Genomic DNA, 24,609 nt, shown 5'->3' on the forward strand with positions numbered 1-24,609 from the left:
GAACGGTGCGATGTGGCTCTCCACGGAGGTCGTGCCGAGGAGCTGGTTCGCGTAGGTGGCGGTGAGCGACTGGCCGAAGTTGCGGGCGACGGCGACGGCCATCTCGAACTTGGGGACGGTCAGCCGCTGGTGGGCGATGTCCTGGAGCTCCCGGAGGCCGACGGTGGGGTAGCCGAGGGTCAGCTGCCCGTAGGCGGTCCAGTCGAAGCCCTCGGGGGCGGGGTTGACCTTGGTCGTCAGCCCGGTCTCGGTGAACGTCCAGCCGCCGAGCGGGCCCAGCATCTCGGTGAGCGGGACGGCGACCTGGCGCTCGTCCGGCAACCGTCCGGCGGCGCGCGCCCGCTGGAGCTGGGCCATGCCCTCCTCCTGGGTCTGCCGGCGCTCGCCGGGGAGGACGGCCATGGGGTCGAGGACGAACTCGCCGATGGCGAAGTTCCTGCGGACCGGGCGCGGCTGCCCCGGCGGCACCTGCGGCTCGTTGACGTGGAGGAGGCCGTCGGCCGTCATCCAGAAGCCCCGGCTGTCGGTGACGAGCGTGATGCCGGGGCCGTGGGCGAGGACGAGCGTCGAGGTGAGGCGGCCGGGCAGGTCGAGGAAGAGGTCGCGGCGCTCCTCGACCTCCAGTCCGATGGCGCCGTAGCCGGGCTCGACCGGCGCGTCCAGAACGGCGTGGGCCGTGGAGGAGGACGGGGCGAACTCGGGGAGGGCGTGTTCCAGGGCCTGCCCGCCGGGTCCGACGACGACGGCACGGGCGTCGGACGCCGCGACCGCGGGCGGGAGGAGGGACACCTGCCGGCCGTGGCCGGCCGAGAGGTCCACCCACACCACACCGCCGCCGCTGAGGTGGTAGGCCGCCCAGGCGTGCCCGGGGGCCGCTCCCTGGCGGTGGGCCAGGACGAGGGCCACGGTGCCCGGCCCCTGGGCGGTGACCGCTCCGGCCACCGCGTCCCACGACCGGACCCGGGCCCACCCGGGGCCCATCACCAGGGACGACTCCGTGACAGGGACACCGACCGCCGTGTCGTCCACCGTCCGCGCCGGGCGCACGCCCTGCGGGAACAGCTCGGCACGAAGGGTCCCCAGGAGCACCAGGCAGCGTTCGACGGTCAGGCCGCGCACCGGTTCCGGGCCCGTCACCCGGCGGACCAGCGCGGTGAGTCCGGCCCGGTCGAGCGGCGGGCCCACGGTGATCTCGGCCCCGGTCAGGCTGCGCGGCGCGGTGAGCGCGGTGGTGGCCGGTTCCGTGTCCGGTACGGGGGTGAGCCGCGCGGCCGGCTTCGGGGAGGAGAACAGGGCATCGCCGTAGGGGGCGGTCATCACGACGCTGGAGTTCAGGCCCTGCAGCCATGCCTTGCGCCATACGCCCGGCCGGCCGCTCGTGGTCTCGGGCCGTCCGATCAGCCGCAGCGGGGCGGCCGCGGCACCGGGCTGCGGGGTGCCCGTGGCAGCGGGCGGGGTGGTCGGGGCCACCGTCAACGCGCCGCTGTAGGCCCAGCCGTTGCGGGCGGTGCGGTTGGAGAACGCCTCGGAGAGTATGGCGGCGCGTCCCGTGCCACTGCCCGCACCGGAGAGCACGAACACGACGGGGACCCCGAGCGCGACGGTCCGCAGCGGCGGGGCCAGGTCGAGCAGGGCCAGGAACTCGCGGTCGGCGACGCGGAGGGGCCGCATGCCGGGCAGGTGGAGGACCACGAAGCCCTCGGCGTCGGTATCGGTCCACGCCACCATGGCGTCCGCGGGTTCGCCCTCGGCGGCCCATGGCGCGCGGAAGTGCTGGAGGGCTGCGCCGTCGGCTCCGGTGTCCTGACGGCCGACGGCCCGCAGGTCGATCCCGCCGGGCGCCGGGCCGCCGCTCCAGTTGAAGCCCTGGAAGCCCTCCCCCGAACGCAGTTGGTGGGCGGGGCCGAAAGCCCCCCTGGAAGCGAGGTGGAAGGCTGACAGCGTGAAGAAGTCCGCCGGGTCGAGTCCGGCCGCGATGGCCTGGGCCGTCAGCATGTACAGGTGCTGCTTCCGCGCCGGGGCCCACGCCTCGTCGGGGAACACGTGCAGGACCCGGCGGCCCAGCTTCTCCGTGAACGCGTCGTCCCGGCCCGCCATCTGCTGGGCGGCGCCCGCCATCGCCCAGAAGGCCTGGGTGACGGCACGTCTGGTCACCGGTACGTTCTCGGGCTGCCGCAGCACGTTCCGTACGAGCGGAGCGCCGAACTGGGTGGCCTGCCGGATCGCGTGCTGGATCGCCGGATCCCCGATGGCTTCGCCGAGGGGGGCCTCCGGCTTCTGCGCCAGCAGGCCGGCGGCCAGGTCCAGGACCTTGCGGTAGTCGTCGGGGCCCGGGGTCTTTCCGCCCACCCGCTGGGCGATGAAGGTCCACAGCTCCATGCGGAAGGGGGTGAACCGGCTCAGTGCCTGGTCGTTGGCGCGCAGGGTCTCCATGGCGCCGATGCCCCGGAGCAGCCGTGCGTGCTGGTTCTGGTCCTGTTCGGCCTCGGGGCCGAAGACGATGCGCAGGGCCCGCACCAGCCGGAGGGCGGTGGCGCGCACCTCCGGCGACGCCTCCCCGTCCCCGGTGTGCAGGCCCGCGGTGCGGGCCATCGCGTCCAGCTCGTGCGGCAGCGGCTCGGGACTGACCCACCTGCGGCGTCCGGCGACTCCACCGGGGGCGTCGTGCAGGATGTGCGCGTCGGTGTGGAAGCCGCTGCTCGTCAGCGACCCCTCGGTGACGCGGCGGCTCACGTTCGCCGTGTGCTGGGCGAGCGAGACCTCCTCCAGCGGGTCCTGGACGGCGGGCGCGGGGCGGTTGTCCAGCTGCGGCAGGGCCGGGTTCCCCGGCGCGTCGCTCCAGCAGACCTCCAGCTTCATCCGGTGGCCCTCGGGCAGTTCGGCGACCTCCGGCAGTCCGCCGATGTACCGGCCGCCGTCCTCCGCGCTCAGCCACACCGTCCGGCCGTCGCGCAGGGCGAGTTGCAGGCCGCCCGGCAGCCCGTGGGCGACGTACACGTACGACGCCGGGTCCGGGGTCCGGGACTCCTCGCTGATCAGCGCGGTCCGACTGCCGGACGCCATCAGGTGGACCAGCTTCTTGGCGCGCTGGTAGGTACGCATCAGGGTCTCGCGGCCCCGGACGTCGTCGCCGTGCGACATCCGGCCGAACCGCTCGTCCCGGTCGGAGACCAGGGGCCGGGTGAGGACGTCGCTGTCGCGGAAGACCGTGCCGTCGAGCGCCGTCCAGACGCGGTCCGGGAGCGGTGCGGCCTTCTTCGTGGGCCGGAACGGCACCCAGGAGCCGAGGGGTTGGTCCGCGCCGTGGTCGATGAGCGCCGGGACGTGCTCGCGCTTCTTGTTGCGCACCAGTCGGCCGTCGCCGCTGGGGGCCCACACGGGGCGCTCCAGCAGGTTGGCGACCGCCCGCAGGTAGGCCAGGTACCGCTCGTTGGCCAGGTGCGGGACGACCAGGACGACGGGGACGTCCTGGGGCAGCTTCGCCAGTTCGGGGTCGGCCGCGAGTTCGGCCGCCAGCTGCTCCGCGTCCAGCGTGCGCCCGTCGGGGAACCGCACCCCGTTCGGGGCGCTTCCGCCCCAGACGACGTATGCAGAGTCGCCCCACGGTGCGGCCCGGTCCTCGCCGGTCTTCTCCTTGGGCGGAGCGCCCGCCTCCTCCTCGTACACCCGGACGCGTCCGATGCGCAGCTGGCGCACCTTCTCGTCCGTGAGATTGCGGCCGCGCGGGGAGCCCGAGGCGTTCGTCATGAGCGTCGCGGGCGACAGGAGCGAACCGGCCGGGGGCTGCCCCTGGTCGCCGACGCTCAGGGAGCCGATGTCCGGCAGTGCGCCGGCCTTCCGGTCCGACGGGCTGAAGACGATCAGGTCGCCCGTGCCGGCGGCGGCCGCGGGGGCGTTGGTCTGCCGGGCGGCGCGGGTCCAGGTGCCCGGCGTCTTCGTGGCCGGGTCGGTCAGCGCGAGGATGCCGAGCGGGGTGGCGGGGTCGCCGGAGGAGAGCATCATCGGCGCGCTGTAGCGGTACGCGGGGCGTCCGGTGCGCTCGGAGAACCTCTGGACCAGCTGGGGGCTCAGGGTTCCCGGTCCTGTGGTCAGGAACAGCACCGGGTGCTTGAGCGGGAGGGTGCGCAGGCCGGGGTCCCGTTCCAGCAGGGCCAGGAACTCGGTCTCGGACACGGGCAGGGGCGCGCGGCCCGGCAGGTGCAGCACGATCCGCCCGGCCCCGTCGACCTCCACGACGTTCAGCACCGGCATCGGCTTGTGCGGGCCGGTCCAGGCCGGCTGCACCGAGGCCATGCTGCTGCCGTTGGGCCCGAACGTCATCTGCCGCACGCTGCCCCAGTCGACCCCGGCGGGCATGGGGGCGCCGGACCAGTTGATCCCCTGGTCGTTCGCTCCCTGCCGGAGCACCGCGGGCAGGGAGAACGCGCCGCTCTCCGCAAGGCCGTAGGCCGCCATGACGTCCTGGTCGCCGGCGTCCACGCCCTCGGCGACCGCCTTGGTGAGCAGCGCCCACAGCGACTCCTGCCGTGACCGGTCCCAGGCGGTGGCGGCGTCGAGGTGGAGGATCCTGCGGCCCATGGCCTCCCGGGCGGCCGGCGTCATCGGGCGCAGCAGCCGGGCCGCACGGGTGGTGGCCCACAGGGTCGAGGCGACCTGCCGGGGGTTGAACGGCGCGGGGGCGGGCAGCGACTGCACGTGGCGGATCATCTGCTCGCCGTTGTCCGCCAGTTGCTTGAGGGCGATCTCCAGCGACGGTGCGGACACCGCGTCGGTGAGCTTGGCGTTCCCGTCGTCGGCGATCCGCTCCGCGGCGAAGTCGAGCAGTTCCACGTACCCCCGCTTGTCGGGGGCCCGGCCGGTGTGCTCCTGGACGAAGAAGTCCAGCATGTCGAGGCGGAACGGGGTGAGGCGGGAGATCGATCCGTCGTTCGCCCGCATCCGCTCCAGCGCGACGACGCCCTTCATGACGCGCTCGAACCGGCCGTCCGGCCCGCCGCGGTGGTCCTCGAAGGTGGTGCCGAAGACGCTGCGCACCGCCCGGAGCAGCCGCAGCATCGTCTGCCGCGTCTCCGGGGAGACCGGGTCCGGACCGCGGTGCAGTCCGAAGTCCCGGGCCAGGGCGTCGAGTGCGGGTCCGAGCGGTTCGGGGCGGCGCAGGACCCTGCCCCCCCGCTGGCCGGTCGCGGAGGCCAGGGCGATGCGCTGGGTGTCGTTGAAGCCGGTCTGGCGGAGCGAGCCGTCCGTCTCCCGGCGGGTGAGGTTGGCCACCAGCTGGTCGAGCGGCACGTCGTCGAGGGGGTCGTCCACGTGGGGCGTGTCGCCCAGCGAGGGGTACTGGCGGCGCGGGTCGCCGTCCGAGGAGCTCCAGCAGACCTCCAGGTGCATGCGGTGGCCGCGCGGCAGATTGCGTACCTCGGGCAGCCCCGCGATGTACGCCGCCGCGTCCGCCTTCGCCAGCCAAACCGTTCGGCCGTCGCGCAGCGGAAGGTTCATCCGGCCCGGTGCGCCGTGTCCGGCGTAGACGTGGACGGCTGCGTCCGTCGTGACCGGCTCCGAACCGACCGGCCCGTGCTCGGTGCCGGCGTCGGTGCCCTCGGGGAGGCGGTGGGAGAGCTCCCGCAGTTTGAGGAAGCGGCGGAGCCGCTGCGTCCGCCGCCGCAGGCCGTCCTTCTGCTCGACGGCCAGCCGCCCGAAGTGCCGGTGGTCCTCGTCGGTCAGCGGCACGGTGAGGACGTCGCTGTCGCGGAACACGGTCCCGTCCAGGGCCGTCCACGTACGGTCGAGGTAGGACCCGATCGCGGTCGAGGGCTCCACGGACACCCAGTCGCCGACCGGAGCGTCCGCGTCGCGGTCCAGCAACGCCAGGACATGGTCGCCCGACCCGTCGGGGACGGCGCGGCCCATCCCGCTCGGCCCCCACACGGTGCGGCCCAGCCGGTCGGCCACGGCCTGCAGGGTCTGCTGGTAGCGGTCGCCGGTGTACGGGACGGCGAGGACGACGGGCACGTCCTCCGGGAGCTTCGCCAGGTCCGGGTCGGCGGCCAGCGCGTCGGCCACCGCCTCCGGGCCGAGCTCCCGGCCGTCCGGCAGCAGCACCCGGCCGTCCTCGCCGTCGGCGATCACCACGTACGCGGTGTCCGGCCACGGTGCCGGGCCGGTCGAGACGACCTTCGCCGCGGTGTCCGGCCGCTTCTCCAGGGTCCGCAGCGTCCCCGGGAGGACCCGGTCGACCTTCGCGCGGGTCCAGTTGCGGCCCTGGGTGCTCCCGGACGGGCCGGTGATCCTGGTCCGGGAATCCAGCGCGGGGTCGCTCGGTCCGGTGAACGCGTCCGACGCCGGAGCGGGGGCGGGTGCGGCCGGTGCGGTCGGCTGTCCGGCGGGCGCCGGGGCGAAGAGGGACATCTCCTCGTCCTGGTCGGTGACGTCCTCGACGACGCCGCCCGGGGTGGCCGTGTCCCAGGCGCGCACGCTGTGGTGCTGCGGGGTGATCGCCATCCCCGACAGCTCCAGGTCGACCCCGACCGCTCCGGCGGCGGACAGCAGCAGGAACTGAAGCGCCACCGGCAGCGGCGGTTCCGCCTGCCCGTTGGCAGTGAAGTACGCGCCGATCACGGTCCGCAGGTCGCTCCAGGTGAGCGGGCCCGTGAAGCCGGCGGCCGCACGCGTCCGGTCCAGCGCCCAGAAGCCGCGCAGCAGCGTGGCGAGGGCGTCGCCCTGGTCGTCGACGGTGGGGCCGTAGACCAGCCGGGCCGCCCGGACCCATCGCAGGACGTCGGGGGCCCGGCCCCGGTCGCCGGTGATCCGCTCGGCCCACCGGGCCAGTTCGGGGGTGGTGGGCTCGGGGCGGAACCCGGCCCACCAGTCGCCCTCGGCCAGTTGCCAGCGGGGTCCGGTCGGCCCGTCGCCCGGGGCGAGGACGGGTTCGATGCCACGGCCGGTGGTCCAGATCCAGTGGTCCAGGCCGTTGGCGAGCCGCTGGCCGGCCAGGGGCGTCTCCAGCGGGTCGGCGGACGGCGGGCCCGCCAGATCGGCCCCGGTCACCAGCACCGGCCGTTGCGGGGCGAGGGCGGTCAGATCGCCGTCGAACGCGAACAGGAAGTCCACGATCCTCGCGTAGTCGACGACGGCGTCGGTGCCGTCGGACAGGGCCAGCGCGGCGGTCCCGGGTCCGCCGCGCAGCCCGACCAGGTACGCGTCGTGGAACGGCAGGTTCTGGACCGGGCTCTCCAGGGTCACCGGGCCGGGACGCACGTAGGTGAAGCCGACCACCTCGGGCAGCAGTCCGTACGTCTGCCGCCGGGCGTCCTGCCAGTCCTGGTCGGGGCGGGAGGAGGTGCCCAGCGGAGTGCCGTCCGCGGCACGGTGCCTGACCGCGAGGACCCGGTCCAGGAGGACGCGGGAGCCGTCCGCCGCGATCAGTTCGGACGCCCACAAAAGCGGCGGCGGTGTCCGCTCCGGGTCGGCCAGGACCTCCAGGGCGCCCTGTGCGGCGGTGACCATGGCCTGGAGCCGGGGCCGGTGGCCCGGGGGAAGCGTGTCGACGGCGTCGGCCGCTTCCTGGACCGCCGTGCGCAAGGCCCGGTGCAAGGGATGGTCGGCGGGCAGCGGGGTGCCGAGCGCGTACTCGCCGAGGGCACGGGAGATCAACTGGCTCTCGCCCACCGGCATCAGGCGGCGGGGAGACCCCGACGCCTGGGGCAGGCCGGCCATCAGGACCATCTGCACGAAGTGGGTGAGGCCCCGGACGGCTTCGTTGTCCAGGATGCGGTTCAGGGACTCGGCCAGGACGTCGTCGGGCAGCGGGGCGCGCTGCGCGAGAGCCCGGCGGTAGGCCTGACGGCTCAGCTCCGCCAGCTCGGCCACGGCCTGCCGGATCTCCTCCGGCGTCATCAACTGCTCACCGTCGTAGGCGAAGTGGCGCAGCTCCGTGAGGACCAGCGGGATGTCGAGGCGGCCGCCGTCGGTGTCCAGGGTCGGATACCGGTGGTCGTCCATGTCGACCGTCTGCTTCTGCGTGACGGCCTTGCCCTCGGAGGTGCGCCCGGTCAGCAGGGAGGTGGTGTGCTCGCGCGCGGAGGGGACGTCGCCGATCGTGGCGTCGAAGTAGCCCGGGAAGAGGGGCTTGTCCGGGGTGATGGTGCGGCGGTAGAGGTCCAGCAGCCGTCCGAGGGTGGCGGCGAGCCCCGCGCTGACGGTGTCGTGGTGCCGGTCGAGGAAGTCCCTGGCCCGGGGCCGCAGCGCCCGCAGGACCCGGTCGAGGGCCGGACGTGACGCCACCGCCAGGCCGTTCTTCACCATGAACGCGGCGGGGCCCTGATTGAGGATGACGCCGGTCGGCCGGGCGACGGCGTGGGCGTAGGCGAAGCGGAGGTAGCCCCACAGGTCGTCGACGTCCGGGACCGGGGCGAGGAAGGGGACGACGATGTCGGGCACGTCGGTCCGTCCGGTGACGGCGCGGACGAACTCCGCGGTGGCCTTCATCGCGAACTCCCGGCCGGAAGCCTCCACCGCCCCGATCGCGCCCTTGGGAAGCCGGTCCACCGCCCGGTCCTGGAGCAGGCTCAGGCCCAGGGCGGGGAAGCCCGTGGTGGGCTGTACGTAGGCGCGGTTGGTCCGGACCGGGGTCTGGCCGACCAGGGTCCTGCCGCCCAGTTCGGTGAGCGTCCAGCCGTCCTCGGCGGGCAGCAGGTCGGCCAGGGCGGTCTGCGGGGCCGCGCCCGGCTGGTCACGGCCGTCCAGCGCCCGCTCCACCCGGGCGAGCCGCTCCAGCGTCTCATCGGAGGACTGGTGCCGCTCCCTCGGGAGCACCGCCATCGGCTCGATGACGATCTCACCGATGAGGTAGCCGAACCGCTGGGGCTTCGGGTCGCCCGGCGCGATGGGCGGAAGGGTCAGGTGCAGGCGGCCGTCCGCCGTCCGCGCGACGCTCGCGTGGTCCGTCACGATGCTGAAGCCGGGGGCGGTGGCCAGGATCTGCTTGGCCGGGACGTCGCCGAGGCCGCTGATCACGAAGACCAGCCGCCGTTCGATCTCCAGGCCGATGGCTCCGTAGGCGCGGCCGGTCGCCGCGTCCAGCAGGGAGTGCGGGGTGGAGGACGACGCGGTGAAGGCGGGCAGGGCGCCCTCGACGGCCCGGCCGTCCGGGCCGACGACCAGGGCCCGCGCCTCGGACGCCGCGACCGGGGGCGGCGCGGAGGAGAGCTGACGGCCGTCCCGGGCCGAGAGGTCCAGCCACATCACGCCGTCGAAACCGCCGAGGTGGTAGGCGGCCCACGCGTGGCCCAGCGCCTCCCCCTGACGCCGTGCCAGGACGAACGCCGCCGCGCCCGGCCCCTGGGCGGCGACGGTCCGGGCCACCGCCTCCCACGAGCCCACGGGGCTCCAGCCCGGCCCCGGGACCAGGGCGGAGGCCGGGGTCGCGGTGGAGAGCGCCGCGTCGTCGACCGTGGCCGCAGGACGTACGCCGCCCGGGTACAGGGCATCGCGGAGCGCGCCGAGCAGGACCAGGCACCGCCGCTCGGTGAGGCCCCGGCGGGGCGTGGGGCCCGCGATCCGGCGGGCGGTCGCCGTCAGCCGGGGGCGGCTGAGCGGGGCGGAGCGCGGTGGGGCGGGCGGAGCGGGGACGGGCGCGTGGGGCTGCGGCTCGTACGCCCCGTCGTGGCCGTCCCAGAGGGCGCGGAAGGCCGCCCAGGTGTCGTCCTCGGCCCGGGGGTTGGCACCCCAGTGGTGTGCCGCCTGCGGGTCGGGCCCGTACAGCTCCTGGAGGAGCGGCAGCAGCGTCGGCTCGTTGCGCCGGACCCACTTCGCGCCGTTGTTGCGGGGGTGGCCGGTGTAGGGGTCGGTGCCGGTGTTCGTGCCGAGGTAGGCGTTGGTGAGCTGGGCGAAGTACTCGAACTCGTCGCGGGCCGAGTAGTTGCGGTGGGTGCCGGTGCTGTCGTACAGCGGTCCGTCGGGCCAGGCGCCGAAGCTGCCCGCCAGCACCTTGTCGTGGTACGCCTCGGTGATGAGCCGGCGCTGCTCGTCGGTGAGGCCGTGGCGGTGGAGGGCGTGCGCGAACTCGTGGGTCGCGGCGGAGTAGCCGTCGGCGTACAGCCCGGACCCGGGTACGGCGGTGGTGTCGCCCAGCAGGTTCTCCTCGCCGACGGCGGCCAGTCCGCCGGCCTCGACACCGCGCAGGATGTCGTAGGGGCGCGCGTTCTCGTCCCTCTCGCCGCGCAGGAGGCCGAACGCGTCGAGCGAGGTGGTCGCGGCGTCCTTGGGGACCACGATCAGCCGCGCGCCCTCGTTCAGCAGGCGTTCGGCCACGGCGGGCGAGCGCAGCATCCGGGCCACCTGCGCCCGCGCCTCGATGCCGGAGGAGACGGGGAGGTCCACGCCGGGCGGTACGTCGACCATCAGGAGGGCGGCGGTCCGGGCGAATGCGTCGGCGGGCAGGGTCCGGCGCAGCCCGGCGGTGAGCGCCGGGTCGGCGGCCAGGGCCTCGCGGTCGGCGGACGACAGGGAGAGCAGCCGGGAGGTCCGCTCGTCCTCGGTCATCGCGGCCAGCCCGGCGGCCAGTTCGGTGCGTTCGGCGACGGGCAGGCCGGGGCGCGGAGCGGGTGTCGGCGTCGCGGCGGGCGGCGGGGCCGTGGCGGTGGTTGTCGCCGAGGTCTCGGCGGACGGCGTGGCCGTCTCGGGCGGCGGGGCGGGCAGGGGCTGTCCGCGCAGCCGCCCGGCGCGGGTCGGACGGGCGGGCGCGGAGGAGACGGTGCTGCGCAGGGACGGACCGTCGCCGAGCCCCTCGGCGCGGCGGCCGGTCTCCAGCGCGTCGGTGAGGGCGGGCAGATCCTCCCACGCCTGGGTGTGGCGGCGCGCCTGCTCGCCCAACTCGTCGCGTACGTCGATCAGTTCGGCTTCGATGCCGTCGACCTGGTCCTGGATCGTGTCGCGTACCCCGGTCGCCCGGCGCAGCCCGGCCTCCGCCTGCCGCAGGACGCGGGCGGCCTCGGCGACGGTCGTCTCGGCGCGGCGGAGGTTCCCGGCGAGGGTGGTCTCCCGGGCGACGGCCCGCTCCAGGCGGGTCCGCAGCCCGTCCGCCTCCTCGCGGGAGGTCTCCGCCGTGTCCAGGTCCTCCTCGCGCCGCTGGTGCAGTGCGCGGCCCCGGTCCCGGAGCGCGTCGGCCTGTTCGATCGCCGCGTCCAGGGCGTCCTGTCCGTCCGGGGACGCCGGGTCGGTGTCCGGGGCGGCGGCGACGAGCTCTTCGAGCCGGGCCACCTCGGCCCGGGCCCGCTGCCACCGGCCGTGGAGCTCGCGCTCCTCGTCGGCGGTGTCGTCGTAGCGGGCCTGCGCCTCCCGGGCCTCGGTGTCGAGCCGGGTGATCTCATCCCGGGCCTCGGTGATCCGGCCCCGCAGCGTGGTGAGTTCCGTCCGTACCGCCGTGGCGTCGCGGCGGGCGGCCGTGTGCGCTCGGTCGGCGTCCCGGTGCGCGGTGGTGGCGGTGTCCAGGGCCCGATCGGCGGTGTCCAGGGCGGCGAGCGCGCCGGGCTGCCGCCGGGTGAGCCGCCCCTCGCGGTACCGGGCGGCCGCCTCGGCCCGTACGGCGTCGAGGTGGACGCCGATGGTGTCCGCCACGTTCTGCCAGGCCTCGTCGGTGGCGGCCGTGGTGTCGGTGAGCGAGCCGTCGGCGGCGAAGGGCCAGATCCGGAGCCCCTGGCCGGTGCGGATGACCAGTTCGACCGGCTTCCCGGCCCGGGCGGCCGTGAGCGAGCCGACGAACAGGGCGCGGGCCAGCCGGGTGCCGTCCGGGTCGGGGCCGAGCGCGAGCCACAGCTCGGCCGATGCGTCCTGCTCGTCGATGGCGTCCGCCAGCACGTCCGGCAGGTCGGTGACCGGGTGCTGGGCCCAGTCGCGTAGGTCGTCCGCTCCCTGGTCGGCCAGGATCGCGGGCAGGTCGTAGATCCGGGGGCCCGGTCGCGCCGGGGTGACGCCGAAGCCGAGGACGTCGCGTTCCCACAGGCGGGTGGTGGAGCTGCCGGTCACGTACCGGACGCCGTCGGGGCCGTCGACCTCGATGACGGTGTCGACCAGGGTCTCGTAGGTGCGGGGGATGCGCCGGTCGTCCGGATCGCTGGTCGCGCCGGTCCGCAGCCTGCTGAAGGAGAAGGCGGAGGCGTTGCCGCCCGAGGAGAGGGCGTGGGGCTGCTGCGCCGCCAGCGGGAAGGTCACTCCGAGCACCTGGCTCTTGCCGTCGGCAAGGTTGTAGGAGCCCTGCTGGTTGAGGACGAAGGAGCCGGCGGCGGACGAGGCCACGGCCGCGGTGCGGTTCTGCCGCCGGACCCGGTCGATGGCGACGTCGCCGGCCTCGGTGACCGGCCGCGGGTTGTGCAGGGTTATGCGCAGGGACGGCGCGGTTCCGGGACTCTCGACCGGCCAGCTGCCGGGCATCGTGTCGGTCAGCCCGGCCGCCGTGCGGGAGGGGTCGAGGGTGATCTCGCCGGCCTGGACCAGCTCGGCGAGGCGGGCGGCGACGGCTTCCGCGGAGGCGTTGGCGGGCAGCCCCCACGCGGCGGCCATGCGGGGGTCGACGTCGTGCAGCGCCCGCATCAGCTGCGGGGCGGCGTTGAAGTCGTACACCGGTGTCGGGCCGGTGGTCTCCAGCCGGACACCCTGCGGGAAGGGGGTGGTCCCCTGGGCCGCGGCGGCGGTGGCCGTGAGCAGCAGCGGGTCGGCCCCGAGCAACGCGGGTGCCCGGGGCCCCTCGTGCTGCTTGGGCCGGTCGGCCTCGGAGGCGACGAACCGCAGGGCCGTCGCGGCGGGTACGGAGACGCGGCTGACCGGGCGGCCACGCAGCAGGCGCCCGGCCCAGCTGCGGACCCGCTGCGCCACGTCCCCTTCCAGGCCGGAGAGGTTGAGCAGGCCGGACTGGAAGAGGGCGCCGGGCAGGTTGGCGGGCCACTGCCATACGGCCTGGGAGCGGACGGTGGCGGTGTAGCGGTAGTCGACGGCGAAGTCGGCGACGCTGCCCGAACGGGTCCAGAAGCGGTCCTCCGTGGCCACTTCGGAACGGGCCGTACGGGCCCGGGTCTCGGCCACCGCCAGGGACGGGCCGGCGCGGTCCGTCCAGCTGGTCGCGCCGGGGCGCGGATAGCGGGAGACCGGATTGACCGTGCCCTGCCGGGTGGTGGTGGTCCCGGAGGTGGTCACCCGGGACTGCGGGGTGTGGGTGTCGACGTGCTCCAGGCCGGTGCCCGCGCCCGCCCTGCGCCCGCGCAGGCCGCGCAGGGCGGGCGTCTGGAGCACCGGCTCGGCGGTCAGGGCGACCTCGACCAGGCGCGCCCCGCCGTAGGCGACGTGGAGGAAGTGGAAGCGCACCTGCCCGCCGGGGCCGCGTCCGGGCAGGGCGCGCAGCGCGGCGGGTTCGGTGACCCGGGCGATCTCGGTGGCCACGCCCGGCAGGTAGGAGGCGTGGCCGGGCCGGAGGGTGCCGGGCGCCTCGCTGTCCACCAGGGCCGTCAGCTCCTGGCGCATCCGGTCGCGGCGCTCCCGGCGGTTGGCCGTGCCGTCGAGCTGGGTGACCGTCAGGACGGTCGCCTTGCCCAGCTGCCGGGTCCGGGCGTACCGGTCGGGCAGCGGGACGTCGAGCGGGTTCAGGGTCAGCGCGGGGATGCCGGGCATGCCCTGGAACCAGGCCGCCAGTTGGGCCACGGCCTGGGCGGGGGCGAGGTACGTGACGGCGCGCGGCAGGTCGATGGCGACCGTGACCGGGGTGTAGGGGCCGAGGCCGACGGTGTTCCCCGCGACGTTGCGCACGCCCCAGCGGACGGTCAGCAGCAGCGTCAGGTCGTTGCCGATCCAGAGGGTGTCGCCGCTGTGCTCCGTGGCGTGGGTGATCTTCGTGCCGGAGCCCACGGTGGCGGTGTCGTCGGTGCGGCGGGACTGGGAGTAGCGGCCGCCCGGGTTGGCCTGGTGGACCAGCAGCTCGGGCGGGGTCGGGGCCGCCTGCAACGCCGTGACCTGGAGGTTGCCCTGGTGGTTGACGCCGACGCCGCGCTGCCGGCCGGAGGTGTCCCCGCTCAGGACGTCCTGCTCCGAGTAGAGCGATTCGGAGCCCAGGTTGCGGGGGTTGGAGAGGTAGCCGGTGACCTCCAGCATCATGACCTGGTCGGCCGCCATGCCGGGCAGCGTCAGCCCTTCCACCACGTAGGCGCCGCCCAGGATCTGCGGGGCCCTGGAGATGAGCTGGCCGGGCCTGATCGCGTCCTGCCGGGCCTCGGCCGCCAGGGTGCCGCGATCGTTCAGGGAGGCGCCCGCCACGGCGACGGAGGTCCACTTGTAGGTCGCCGCCGCACCGTCCGTGGACGTCTTGGCCGCCCAGACCACCGGTGCGGCGGCCCAGTTGACGGCCGAGCCGGCCCGGTTGACGGCACCGGACAGGCCCGCCGGGAGGGCTTCCTTCATCGCGGAGCCCCGCCGTGCCGTCTCCGTGGCCAGCCCGGACAGCGTCGCGGAGGCGCGCTGGACGGCCCGCCCGACCCGGCCCCGGCCCGGACTGCCCGGGTAGGTGCCCGCGACGATGCTCCGGAGGGCCGTCATCAACGCGGTGGTGCCCCGGAAGGTGTCGACGATGGCGCCTTCGGGGAGTCTGGTCAGGCCGGGCAGCGGACGGCCGCGTTCGTCGACCAGGGCGAGGCGCCGCTGGTCGTCCCTCGGGCCGCCGTCGGTGACGGGCTGCCGGATCACATGTCCCGGGGAGGGTGCGGGGGCCGGGGCGGGCAGCGGCGCCGGGGCGGGGACGCGGGTGCGGTAGTGCGGCACCAGCAGCCGGACGCTCCCCGGCACGGTGGGCGTGGCGGCGGCCCCGATCTGCATCTCCAGGTCGTCCTCCGCCTCCGGCTCCGCCTCGGGCCGCGCCGGGTTCCCGTCGGCGTCGGTCTCGGCGAACCGGACGAGGGGGTCCTCGCCGGTGCCTTCGTACAGGTCGAGGCCGAGCCGGGCGGGCACCTCGAAGAGTTCGCTGCCGTTGCGGGTGGTCATCGTGAACTGGTCGTAGCCGACCTGGCCGGCGGTCGAGGAGGCGTCGGTGAGCTGCCGGGTGCCGAGATAGTCCGGGGCCGTGTTCAGTCCCCAGGAGCCCCGGTCGATGGGGGCGTTGAGGCCGCCTCCGCCGCCGAGGGCGCCGCTCAGCGCGGTGCCGCGCTGGCGGCCGCCGCCGGACTCGTACGAGCTGGAGCCGACGTGCAGCACATCGGGCAGGCGGCGGGTGTGGACGGCGGGCCGGGTGGTGTCCCGGGCGGCGGAGAAGACCAGTTGCACACGACGGGTGCCCGAGACCGCGTTCGGCCGCTCGAACCAGACCGACTCCCCGCCGTCCACGGCGTCCGGCGCCGACGAGGCGAGGCCGTAGGTCGAGCGCATCTGCCGCAGCCGCCGCAGGTTCTCCAACTGGGCGACCACGAGCGGCTCGTCCAGCCGGAAGACCGCCGACCTGCTCCGGTGCCGGACGGGCGGCAGGAACCCCTCCCTGCGCAGCCAGGCCTCCGCTGCGGTGAACAGCGGGTCCGCCCCGTCCACCTTCAGCGGCGTCTCGGTGTACCCGATGCTCTCCAGGTTCTCCAGGTGCTCGGGGAGTTCGCGCAGTTCCGCCGGGGTCGGGCGGTGGCCCGCCATCGTGGCGCGCTGGGCGATCCGCAGCCGCAGGCCGTCCGTCCACGGGCCGAAGGTCGAGCTGATACGGCCGCCGCCGGCCCGGTGCAGCGTCGCGGTGTAGGCGACCCGGCCGCTGGTCAGCAGGTGGCTGCTCTTGGTGCGGAGCCCGTGCATGAGCGTGGCGCTGCTGACGTTGCTGAGCTGGTCGGTCAGCTGCCAGTTGACGGCGGCCTTGCCCATGAGGTTGCCGCCGAAGGACGAGGCGGCGGCCGGGTGGCCGGGGGTGTGGTCGGTGGTGAACGCCGGCCCGCCGGCCGCCTCGACGCCCATACCGCTGGTGAGCTTCGCCGACTTGTCCACGCTGGACGCGTGGGAGAACCAGGTCTCCAGCGTGGACTTGCCGTCGGCGCTCTTGCGCATCGGCCGTCCGGGTTCGATCACCGCGGTCAGTTCCAGGACGCCGACCGCGTTGCCGTCGCCGTCCAGGAGGGTCGGCGAGAACACCCCGCCGTCGCGCTGGAGGTGCGGCGTGCCCTGGAGCATGCGCTGCGAGAGGAAGTTCTCCAGCGCCCGTTCCGAGTCCTCGTCGAGGTCCCGCAGCGCCGCGAACGTGTCGTCCTGGAGCAGTTCGGTCAGCAGGCGGCGCGGTTCGGCGACGCTGTCGCCGCCCCACAGCGGCAGGTCGTCGACGTCGCCGGGTTCCGGCAGCGCGGTGGTGTCGCCGTCGAAGGCGAGGTGCTCGTGGAACCAGATCGTGAGGGCGCCGTGCGACTGCTCGGCCTGCCAGTTGTCGGTCTCACCCTCGCGAGGCGTGTCGAGCTGGATCTGCCACCGCCCGTCCACGTCCATCGGGTGCGCGGGCTCCTCGGCCTGCTGCTTGCTCGTGACCAGGAAGGTCTCGCCGACGGTGACGGACTGGGTGAGCTGGTTGTGCGTCGCGGACACGTTGACGGTGCTGTCCCACCAGCGCAGCGCCCCGGCGCGGTCGTCCGGGAAGATCCCGCTCCACGGCACCGAGCCGGTCCGGATGTTGCCCGAGCCCTCGACGTGCGAGGTGGACTGCCCGCCGCCGGCCCGGGCCTCGACGCCCATGTCCGGGAGGGTCGGCGGGCGTTGGCCGCTGTCGCTGCCGTACTTCGTGGACCGTACGGGGTCGGCGTAGGAGAGCCGTACGTCCACCGTCCGGTCGCGGCCGCCGTGCCGGAGCGTGATCCGGTATCCCTGGCGGCTGCGCAGGTACGGGCGGTTCAGCTCGATCTCCTCGGCGCTGAGCACGTCCTGGAGCCGGGTCAGCAGCCGCTGTCCGTCGGTGGTCTCCGGGTCGGCGCCGAGGGCCTCGACGATGCTGCGGTGCAGTCCGTCCAGGACGGTTGCGGGGGTCGGCTCGTGGAGGACGAGGCCGACGTGCCCGTCGTGGCGCCGACCGTGGTCGCGGATGTACTGCGAGAGCGGGGCGGTGGCGGCCGCGGTGGACGAGGTGGCCACCGCCGTGGACGACTCGGTCCCGGGGGCCCGTCCGGTGAACGTGTGGAGGGGGCCCTGCTGGGCGGAGACACCGGGCAGGGCGGCGGGCCGCCGGGTCTGCCAGTGGTCGGTCCGGGCGGCCGTCCCCTCGGTCAGGACGATCGCGTTCCGGCCGCTCACCGGATGCGGGACGAGGGTGCCGGGCAGCTCGGACAGCAGGGTGGTGCGGGCCGTTCCCGCCCGCCCGGCGAGGTGCTGCGCGAGGCTGCCGGGGTTGGTGTGGGTACCGATCACCAGGAGCGGGGCACGCAGGGCGATCTGCTGGTGGACCCGGTCGTGGCGGAGCAGGGCGGCTATCTCGCTCCCCGGCACCCAGCGGCTGGAGCCGTCGGTCCACGGCATGGCGACATGGCCGTTGGTGCTGTCCGCGGTGAGCACGTAAGCCGTGGCGGCCGATCCCCTGGGGGCGTCGGGCCACGGCGCCGGGTGCGGGGTGGCGCCGTCCGGGCCGCCGTCGGGCGAGACGAGGTACCCCTCGGTCGCGATGTCCCCGGTGACGGTCCCGCGGGTCCAGTTGCGGCCGGTCGGCACGCCGTCGGCCGTCAGCCGGGTGCTGTCGTCGAGAGCGCCGTGCCGTACGAGGTCCCACGCGGCGAGTTCCGTCGGGTCCGCGGGGTCGAATCCGGTGACCGCCGCGCCGGCCATCAGCCACAGCAGCCGGTCGCCCGCCTCGTCCGGGGTCGGGGCGGCGGAGCCGGGCAGGTGGAGCGCCTTCTTCGCCAGGGCGACGGGGTCGGTCACCGACCGCAGGGCCTCGGCGCCCTTGACCGCGCCCCACACCAGCCGGCTCACGTCCGCACGGGAGACCGCGCCCGCGTCCGGCAGCCGCAGCACGTCGGCGGCGAGCGCGGCCAGATCCCGCCCGGCCAGGCGCTTCAGCGCCCAGTCCAGCGACGGCATGGGCGTGTACTGGTGCAGCGTCAGCCGCCCGGCAGCGGCCTCGTCCCTCTTCCCGGCGGCGTCGAGCAGGACCCGCCGGACGTCGTCCCGGGACGGCGGGTCGTTGCTGGTGCGCTGGTGGCGGGCGTGCGTGACCAGGTGCAGGTGGTGGAGAGTGAACGGGCCCAGGACGCGCAGATGCGGGTCGGCCCGGCGCATGTTCTCGAGGGCACCGATACCCCTGAGCAGCGCCTCGAACTGGCCGTCCGACGCCACGTCGGCGCCGAACGACCGCCGCAGGGCCTTCACGAGGCGCAGCGTGGTGTCGAGGACGTCGGCGGGGACCGGCCCGTCCCCGGTGTGCAGGTGCGCCGTACGCGCCAGGGCGGCCAGCCCGGCCGGGTCCGGTTCGGGGAGCAGCAGGCTGCGCACGCCCTGCTCGCCCGAGGGGCTCGCCAGCGCACCCGCCTTCGGGGTCGCCCCGCGCATCAGCACATGGACGCGGTCCACCGCCATGACCCCGGCACCGCTGCCGTTGGCCACGCCCTGCGCGTACGAGGTGGTGCCGAGGACGTCGAAGACGTACGGGGGCTCCCCCGCGTCCGACAGATAGGGCAGGTCCTCCGCCGTGGCGTCGGCCCAGCACGAACCGAGGTCGATGACGGCGTTCGGGCCGAGCTTGCGCATGCTGGGCCTGCGCCGGATGAACCGGCCGGTCTCCTCTCCGCCCACCTGGACGGGCGGGCTGCCGTCGGCCACCTCCATCACCCCGCGCAGCGGCTGTCCGTGCTGCGCGAAGTGGTAGACCGGCCGCCCGTTCTCCAGCAGCGCGGCCGGTTGGCCGATCGCCCCCTCCGACACCGGGTCGAACTGGACGAACTCGGTGATCTCCGCCATGGATTCGAGCATCGGCTCGTTCGTGACCAGGTCGGAGTCGGACATGGTGACGCGGCCGATGGACCGGCCGTCGTCGCCGATGGTCCGCGTCTTCAGGGCGGCGTCGGGGAGGATCATGCCGTTCAGCGCGGTCACGAAGCCTTCCTCGGCGACTCCGCCGGGGCCCAGGTCGTCGGCGTCGCTGCCGAACCATCCGCCCAGGGGCAGGCCCTCGGACCGCCGGTTCTCCACCACGATCCGCTCGACGCCGGTGGCGGGGTCGGTGACCAGACCGACCTGACCGCTGTGCGCCCAGACGCCGTCGCGGCCGGTCCGGAACGCGAGGGTGCGGGGCAGGGCGAGGCCCTGGTCGCCGCCGTGGGCGAGCACGAGGATGACGGGCGTGTCCGCCGGGAGTCCGACGATTCCGGGGTCGTGGGCCACCAGCTCCACGAACTCCCGCCAGGGCACCTGGATCTGTCCCTGCCCCCACGGCAGCGTGACGTGATCGTGTCCACCATCGGCCACCACGGCGTACGCGCCGGTACCGGCGTCCCACAGGGGGTCGAGCGGCCCCTGGAACTGGCCGTTCCGGCGCTGCCACACCTGGGTGGTGTCCACCGGCCCGACGGGTCGCCCGGTGAGGTTCAGCCCCTGGTAGGCGCCGTTCGCCGCCATGATGTGGCGTCCGTGGTCCAGCGCCCCGCCGGTCGCCAGGTGGTAGGCGCCGAGCGCGTCGACGCTCGACGACCACCCGGCGGCCATCGCGTTCTCCACCGTGACGAGGAGCCGGTCCCGCTGCCCCGCCGAGACCTCGGAGCCCGTGGGCAGGTGCAGCACGCGCCGGGTCAGGCCGTCGATGTCCGGCGTGACGCCGGGCTCCTCCAGCAGGGCCAGCCGCTCCAGTTCGGCGGCGGCGTACGACTGACCCGACGCCGGGGCGCCGCCCGGCAGCCGTGGAGGCAGGCCGAGTTCACGCCGTACCCGGACGGCCAGTTCCGTACCCGACACCGCGTCCGCACCGTGCACGGCGAGGTGCTGGGCCACCTGCCGTACGGCGTCGAGGTAGTCGCCGCGCGCATGGCGGGAGTCGGCGAGCACGGGGTGCAGCTCCAGCGGCAGCACCAGCGATGTCGCCCGCCGCCACGCCTCGGCCGGATCGGTGCCGGCCGGCACTCCGGCGCCCCGGAGCGCGTCGAGCGCGAAGTTCTCGTAGGCGGCGCTCCAGGTGCGGCGGGAGGCGCGCGCCGCGATACCGTCGAGCGCCTCGGACCAGGGGCCCGGCCGGTTCATCAGCAGGCGCACCCACTGGACCGGGTCGGTGATCCCGCTGTCCTCGAAGCGCACGGAGCCGTTGAGAGCGGCCTCCAGCGCGGGGCCCTGGTCCGGAGTGACCCCGGCGGCGGCCAGCTCCTCCGGAGTGACGAGGTCTTCGGGCGCCGGGCGCGGCGGGTCGGTCGGCAGGTCGTCGGCGGTGACCAGGACGGCCGTGAACCGCCGTTCGGTCTCCGTCCGGGACACGCGCGGCACGATCGACGCGACGGCGGCGTCGTGGGCGGCGTCCGCGCCGAGGTCGCGCAGCCGGTCCAGGGCGGCGTCGAGCCGCCGCTGCGCCGCGCTCAGGTCCTGCCAGGCGTCGTACAGCCGCGCGGTGTCGTCGGTGCCGCCCCGGCCGCTGGTCACCCGCGCGTCGAGCGTCGAGACGGTGCGGGCCGCCCGGCCGAAGGCGGCGACGGCGTCCTCGTGCTCGCGGCGGGCCGCGTCCACAGCATCGTCGACCGCCGTGCTGCCGGGGAAGTCCAGCAGGACCGGCTCGTCGGCGGACGCGTTCTCCTGGTCCGTGCTCCGGCCCTTGCCCTTGCCCGCTCCCGGGGTGGGCCCCCGGCCGTCGCCCCGGCCCTCGGTGGCGAGGGGAACGGCGGGCGGGGTCCCCTCGACGTCCTGCGCGGTGGCTTCCTGCCCGGTGGCCGACCGGACGTCCGCGTCGGAGTCCGTGGCGGATGCCGGGGTCAGGGACGGCGTTCCGGTCTCCGCCGGCGCGGCGGAGGTGGTGCGGAAGGGGACGGCCGCCCGGACCGGGGCCTCGGGGTCCACGTTGCCGGGAGCCGGTGTTCGCAGGGCCTGCGCCGGGTCGTCGATGCCGCTCGGGGGCCGGGTGCCCCGCGCGGTGAGCGGGTGGTCGGCCACGGCGGCGCTGGTGACGACGGACTCGGCCGCCTGGAGGAAGTGCTGCGGAACGGCCGGGGCGGGCGTACCGGTGTCCGTGTCGCTCTGCCGCACCAGTCGGCGCAGGAGGGCCTCGGTCGCCGGGCCCCGGTCCGCTATGCCTGCGTAGCCCAGCAGTTGCTGGAGCACCGCCACGTCGTCGCGGGTCCGCAGCTCCGCCGCTTCCTCCGGGGAGGTGGCCGGATCGGTGCTGTGCAGCCGCCAGTTGAGGTGGTCGGAGCCCTCCGGCATGGCGGTCCGGCTCAGTTCGACGACCTCGGCGTGGTCGGGCGCGGCCGTGAGCGTGACGTCGAGGTGCAGCTGGTCGCCCGAGCCCGGGAGCTGGAGACCGTGGTTCAGATGGGTGTCCAGGAGCGTGCGCATCCGCTCCTGGAGGGCGTCCAGTTCGGCCGGGGAGAACCCCTCCCCCGTCCGGACCGGCAGGTGGAGCGAGACGTTGCTCAGCCAGCGGCCGTCGTCGGCCTGGATGCGCTGGACCCAGGCCCGTACGGGGGTCTCCGGGCCGTCGAGCGGCGTCGTGTCCGCCGGGGTGCGGCCGCCATCGAGCGGCGGGTCGATCCGTACGGCGGTGGCGGGGGCGTCGGTCCGCCCCGAACGCCACTGCTCGGGCCGCACGGGATCGGCCACCGGCACGGCGGGCTCGGGCGTGGGACCGGCGGAGAAGCCTGCCCCGGTCTCGGCTCCCAGGTCCCCGGTGGTCTCGTTGGTGACCTCGCCGGTGGAGAGGTCCGAGGAGGTGCGTACGGCCTCCGGCGCGGCCGGGGCGTCCTCGGGCCCGGTGGTGCTCCGTCCGCCGCCCGGAGCGCGAGCGCTGTCGTCGGAGCCTGTGCCCCGGGGCTGCGGAGGAGCCGGGCTCTCCGCGCCGCGGGCCGTTTCCTGTCGGCCCTCCGCGTCCGCCTGGCCGGTCTCCTGCCCGCCCGGCAGGTCGTCGGCGTCGCCGGGCTCGGCCGAGCCGTTCTGGGACGGCTGCTGCGAGGAGTTCCCCGTAGCGGAGTTGCCCTGCTGTGTGCCCTGGTTCCCGACTGCGGGCGCGGGGGTGTTCGGTCCCGCCGAGGTGGCGACGGGGGTGGGCGGGGCCACGGCGTCGGCGTCCGCGCCGTCCGTCCGCTGGTGCGCGGTGTCGTCGAGGCCCGGCTGCCCGCCGGTGCTCCGGCCGCCCGTGCCGCGGCCGGGGGCCTCCTGACCGGTGCCGTCGTCCTGCCGCCGGCCCTGTACGCCGTCCGCGTCCGTGTCGGCCGAGGCGTCGTCGGGAAGGTTGGCGCTGCCCGTGTCGTTCGAGCCGCCGATGGTGCTCGGGTCCGGTGCGGAGGACGAACCCTTGGGCCCGCCCAGGTTGTTCGGGAGGTCGTTCGTCGCCCCCGAGGTGTCCGGAGACGTACCCGGCAGGAGGTCGGGCGTCAGCTCGGGCGTGAGGTCCGGGGTGGTCTCCGGAGTCAGGTCGTACGAGGTGAGGTCGGTGTTCGTCCCGGTCCCGGAGGTGCGCCCCGACGTCGGCGGGGGCGTCAGCGGCGTGCTGTCGGTCGGGGACGAGGACGGCAGCGTGGAGGGCGTGGACGAGGACGAGGACGAGGACAACGACGTTGTGGGCGGCGGAAGGTGGGGAAGGGGCGACCCGCTCGTACCGGTGATGCCGTTCGATCCCGTGACACCGTCGGACCCGGTGACGCCGTTCGGACCGACCACGCTGCTGGTCCCGACGACGTTGCCGGGGTTGAGGAGGCTGTTCGGACCGGTGACGCCGTTCGGGCCGCTGGTGTTGCGCGGGGAGAAGTCGGTGGGCCGGGTCAGCGCGTCGGATCCCGCCTTCGGCAGGGTGTTCACGCCGGCCGGCGGCGGCACGGCCGGCGGCGGCATGTACGTGGCGGGCGGCAGGGTGCCGATCCCGCTGCCCGGACCGTTCGGCAGGTCGGCCGAGACGGTGTTGGGGTAGGGGGTCGCGGGGCCGGGGGTGAACGGGTTGGTCTTCACCACCGGAGGGCCCTTGACGTCGGTGCCGCTCGCCGGGCCACCGGGCTTCTCCGACCCGGACGGTCCGCCGTCACCGCCGCCCAGGATGCTGTTCGGCCCCGGCATGTCGTTGATGTCGGTGAACCGGTTGTTGTTGTTGAAGTAGTTGTTGTAGATCGAGAAGGCGCCCGCTCCGACGGCCAGCCCCGCGCCCATGTCGAACACGGTGCTGGTGCCGGAGCCGACGAACGTCTCCCACTTGAAGTCCCACTTGTCGTAGAAGGCACCGTTGATGATGACTTCGGCGGTGCTCTCGGCGGCGCCCCCGACGACGAAGACGGTGACGACCGTGGGAGGGCCATTCACCAGCCCCTTGAACAGCAGGCTGTTCGGGTCGATCTTGAACTTCCCGAAGATGTCCCCGAGGAGATCCTTGAAGATGTTCTCGATGGGCTTCAGGAACTTGCCAAAGATCTCCATGAAGCCACCGGTGAGCGCACCGAAGGCCGCCGCGACACCGACGTCCTTCCAGTCCACTCCCCCGGGCTTCCGACCCCCGGTGTTCAACCCGATCTGCGCCAGCCGGATCCCCAGCGCCACGATGGCCTCATGGATCGCCTGACCCAGGGGCGACCCCATGGGTGACATCCGCAGCAGGCGGTCGATGATGATGAGGATCGCGAGCTTGCTCCGGGCCCGCGCGAGGAACATCTGCGAGACCGAGGCGCCGCCGGTGAACGCGATCAGCGCCGCCAGGATCGCCAGTTCGGCGATCAGCATGATGATCTCGGCGATGATCTCCCACTTGGACGCCTGGATGTTCTGCGAGTAGTCCACCTGGCCGTTGGCCAGCTCGTCGAGCTGGAACAGCAGCTGCTGGACGGGGTCGGTGCCGCCCGGTTCGTCGGTGAGCATCCGCACACTCTCGATGTACGGACGCGCCACCTCGGGCGGCAACGCCGCCTCCACCATCTGGATCGTCTCGCGCGAGGCCGCGCGCAGATCGATCAGGCCCTTCTGGAGGGCCAGGTAGAGCTCACGACTTTCCCACGCCAGATTCTCCCTGGCCTGCAGGGGCATTTCACCCAGCAGGATCCAGAGCATCGTCCGGACGTCCGGCGGAAAGTCGATCTCCTCCACTTAGTGCCGGCCACCCTGGGAGGAGTCGCCCGGCGTGTCCAGGCTGGACATCTGCCGGTCGATCTCGTCACGCGCGTAGTTCGACACACCCTCGATGTGCTGGCCGTTGGCCCAGACCGCCTGGCCCAGCTCGGTGAACGCGCTGCTGAGAGCCCTGACCATGTCCAGGCAGGACTGGTTGTTCGCGTCGTACTTGGGCAGCACTTCGAGGGCGAAGTCGTCGCTGTAACCCGCCCAGCCACGGTAGTTCTGGATGTCGGAGATGAAGTTGTCGCCGATCTTCGCCGCCTGCGCGGGCAGTTGCTCCATCATCTTGCTGGCCCGGCGCAGTTCGCCGGGGTTCGCGGTGAACTTTCCTACCGCCATGGTGCCTCCCTCTCTCCGGTGGTCCGT

2 protein-coding genes (1 of these 2 only partly in view) are annotated in these 24,609 nt (G+C 74.6%); both read right to left on the reverse strand.

Annotated features, from left to right (window positions below; genetic code table 11):
* Nucleotides 1–24,216, reverse strand: partial view of a lonely Cys domain-containing protein gene (locus WQO_RS09840; protein ID WP_058953935.1) — the 5' portion only. Its footprint begins 15,996 nt before the window's first position; 24,216 of the gene's 40,212 nt are visible here — the first part of the coding sequence; it begins with the start codon at nucleotides 24,214–24,216; its stop codon lies off the left edge, out of view.
* Nucleotides 24,217–24,582, reverse strand: coding sequence for a hypothetical protein (locus tag WQO_RS09845; RefSeq protein WP_010064399.1), 366 nt, complete (start codon nucleotides 24,580–24,582; stop codon nucleotides 24,217–24,219).
* Nucleotides 24,583–24,609: the final 27 nt, after the last annotated feature.

Source organism: Streptomyces globisporus C-1027 (assembly GCF_000261345.2).
Classification (GTDB): Bacteria; Actinomycetota; Actinomycetes; order Streptomycetales; family Streptomycetaceae; genus Streptomyces; species Streptomyces pakalii.

Coding starts and splice junctions, on each gene's coding strand:
- WQO_RS09845 (WP_010064399.1), bottom strand. CDS start 24,582: ATGGCGGTAGGAAAGTTCACCGCGAACCCCGGCGAACTGCGCCGGGCC.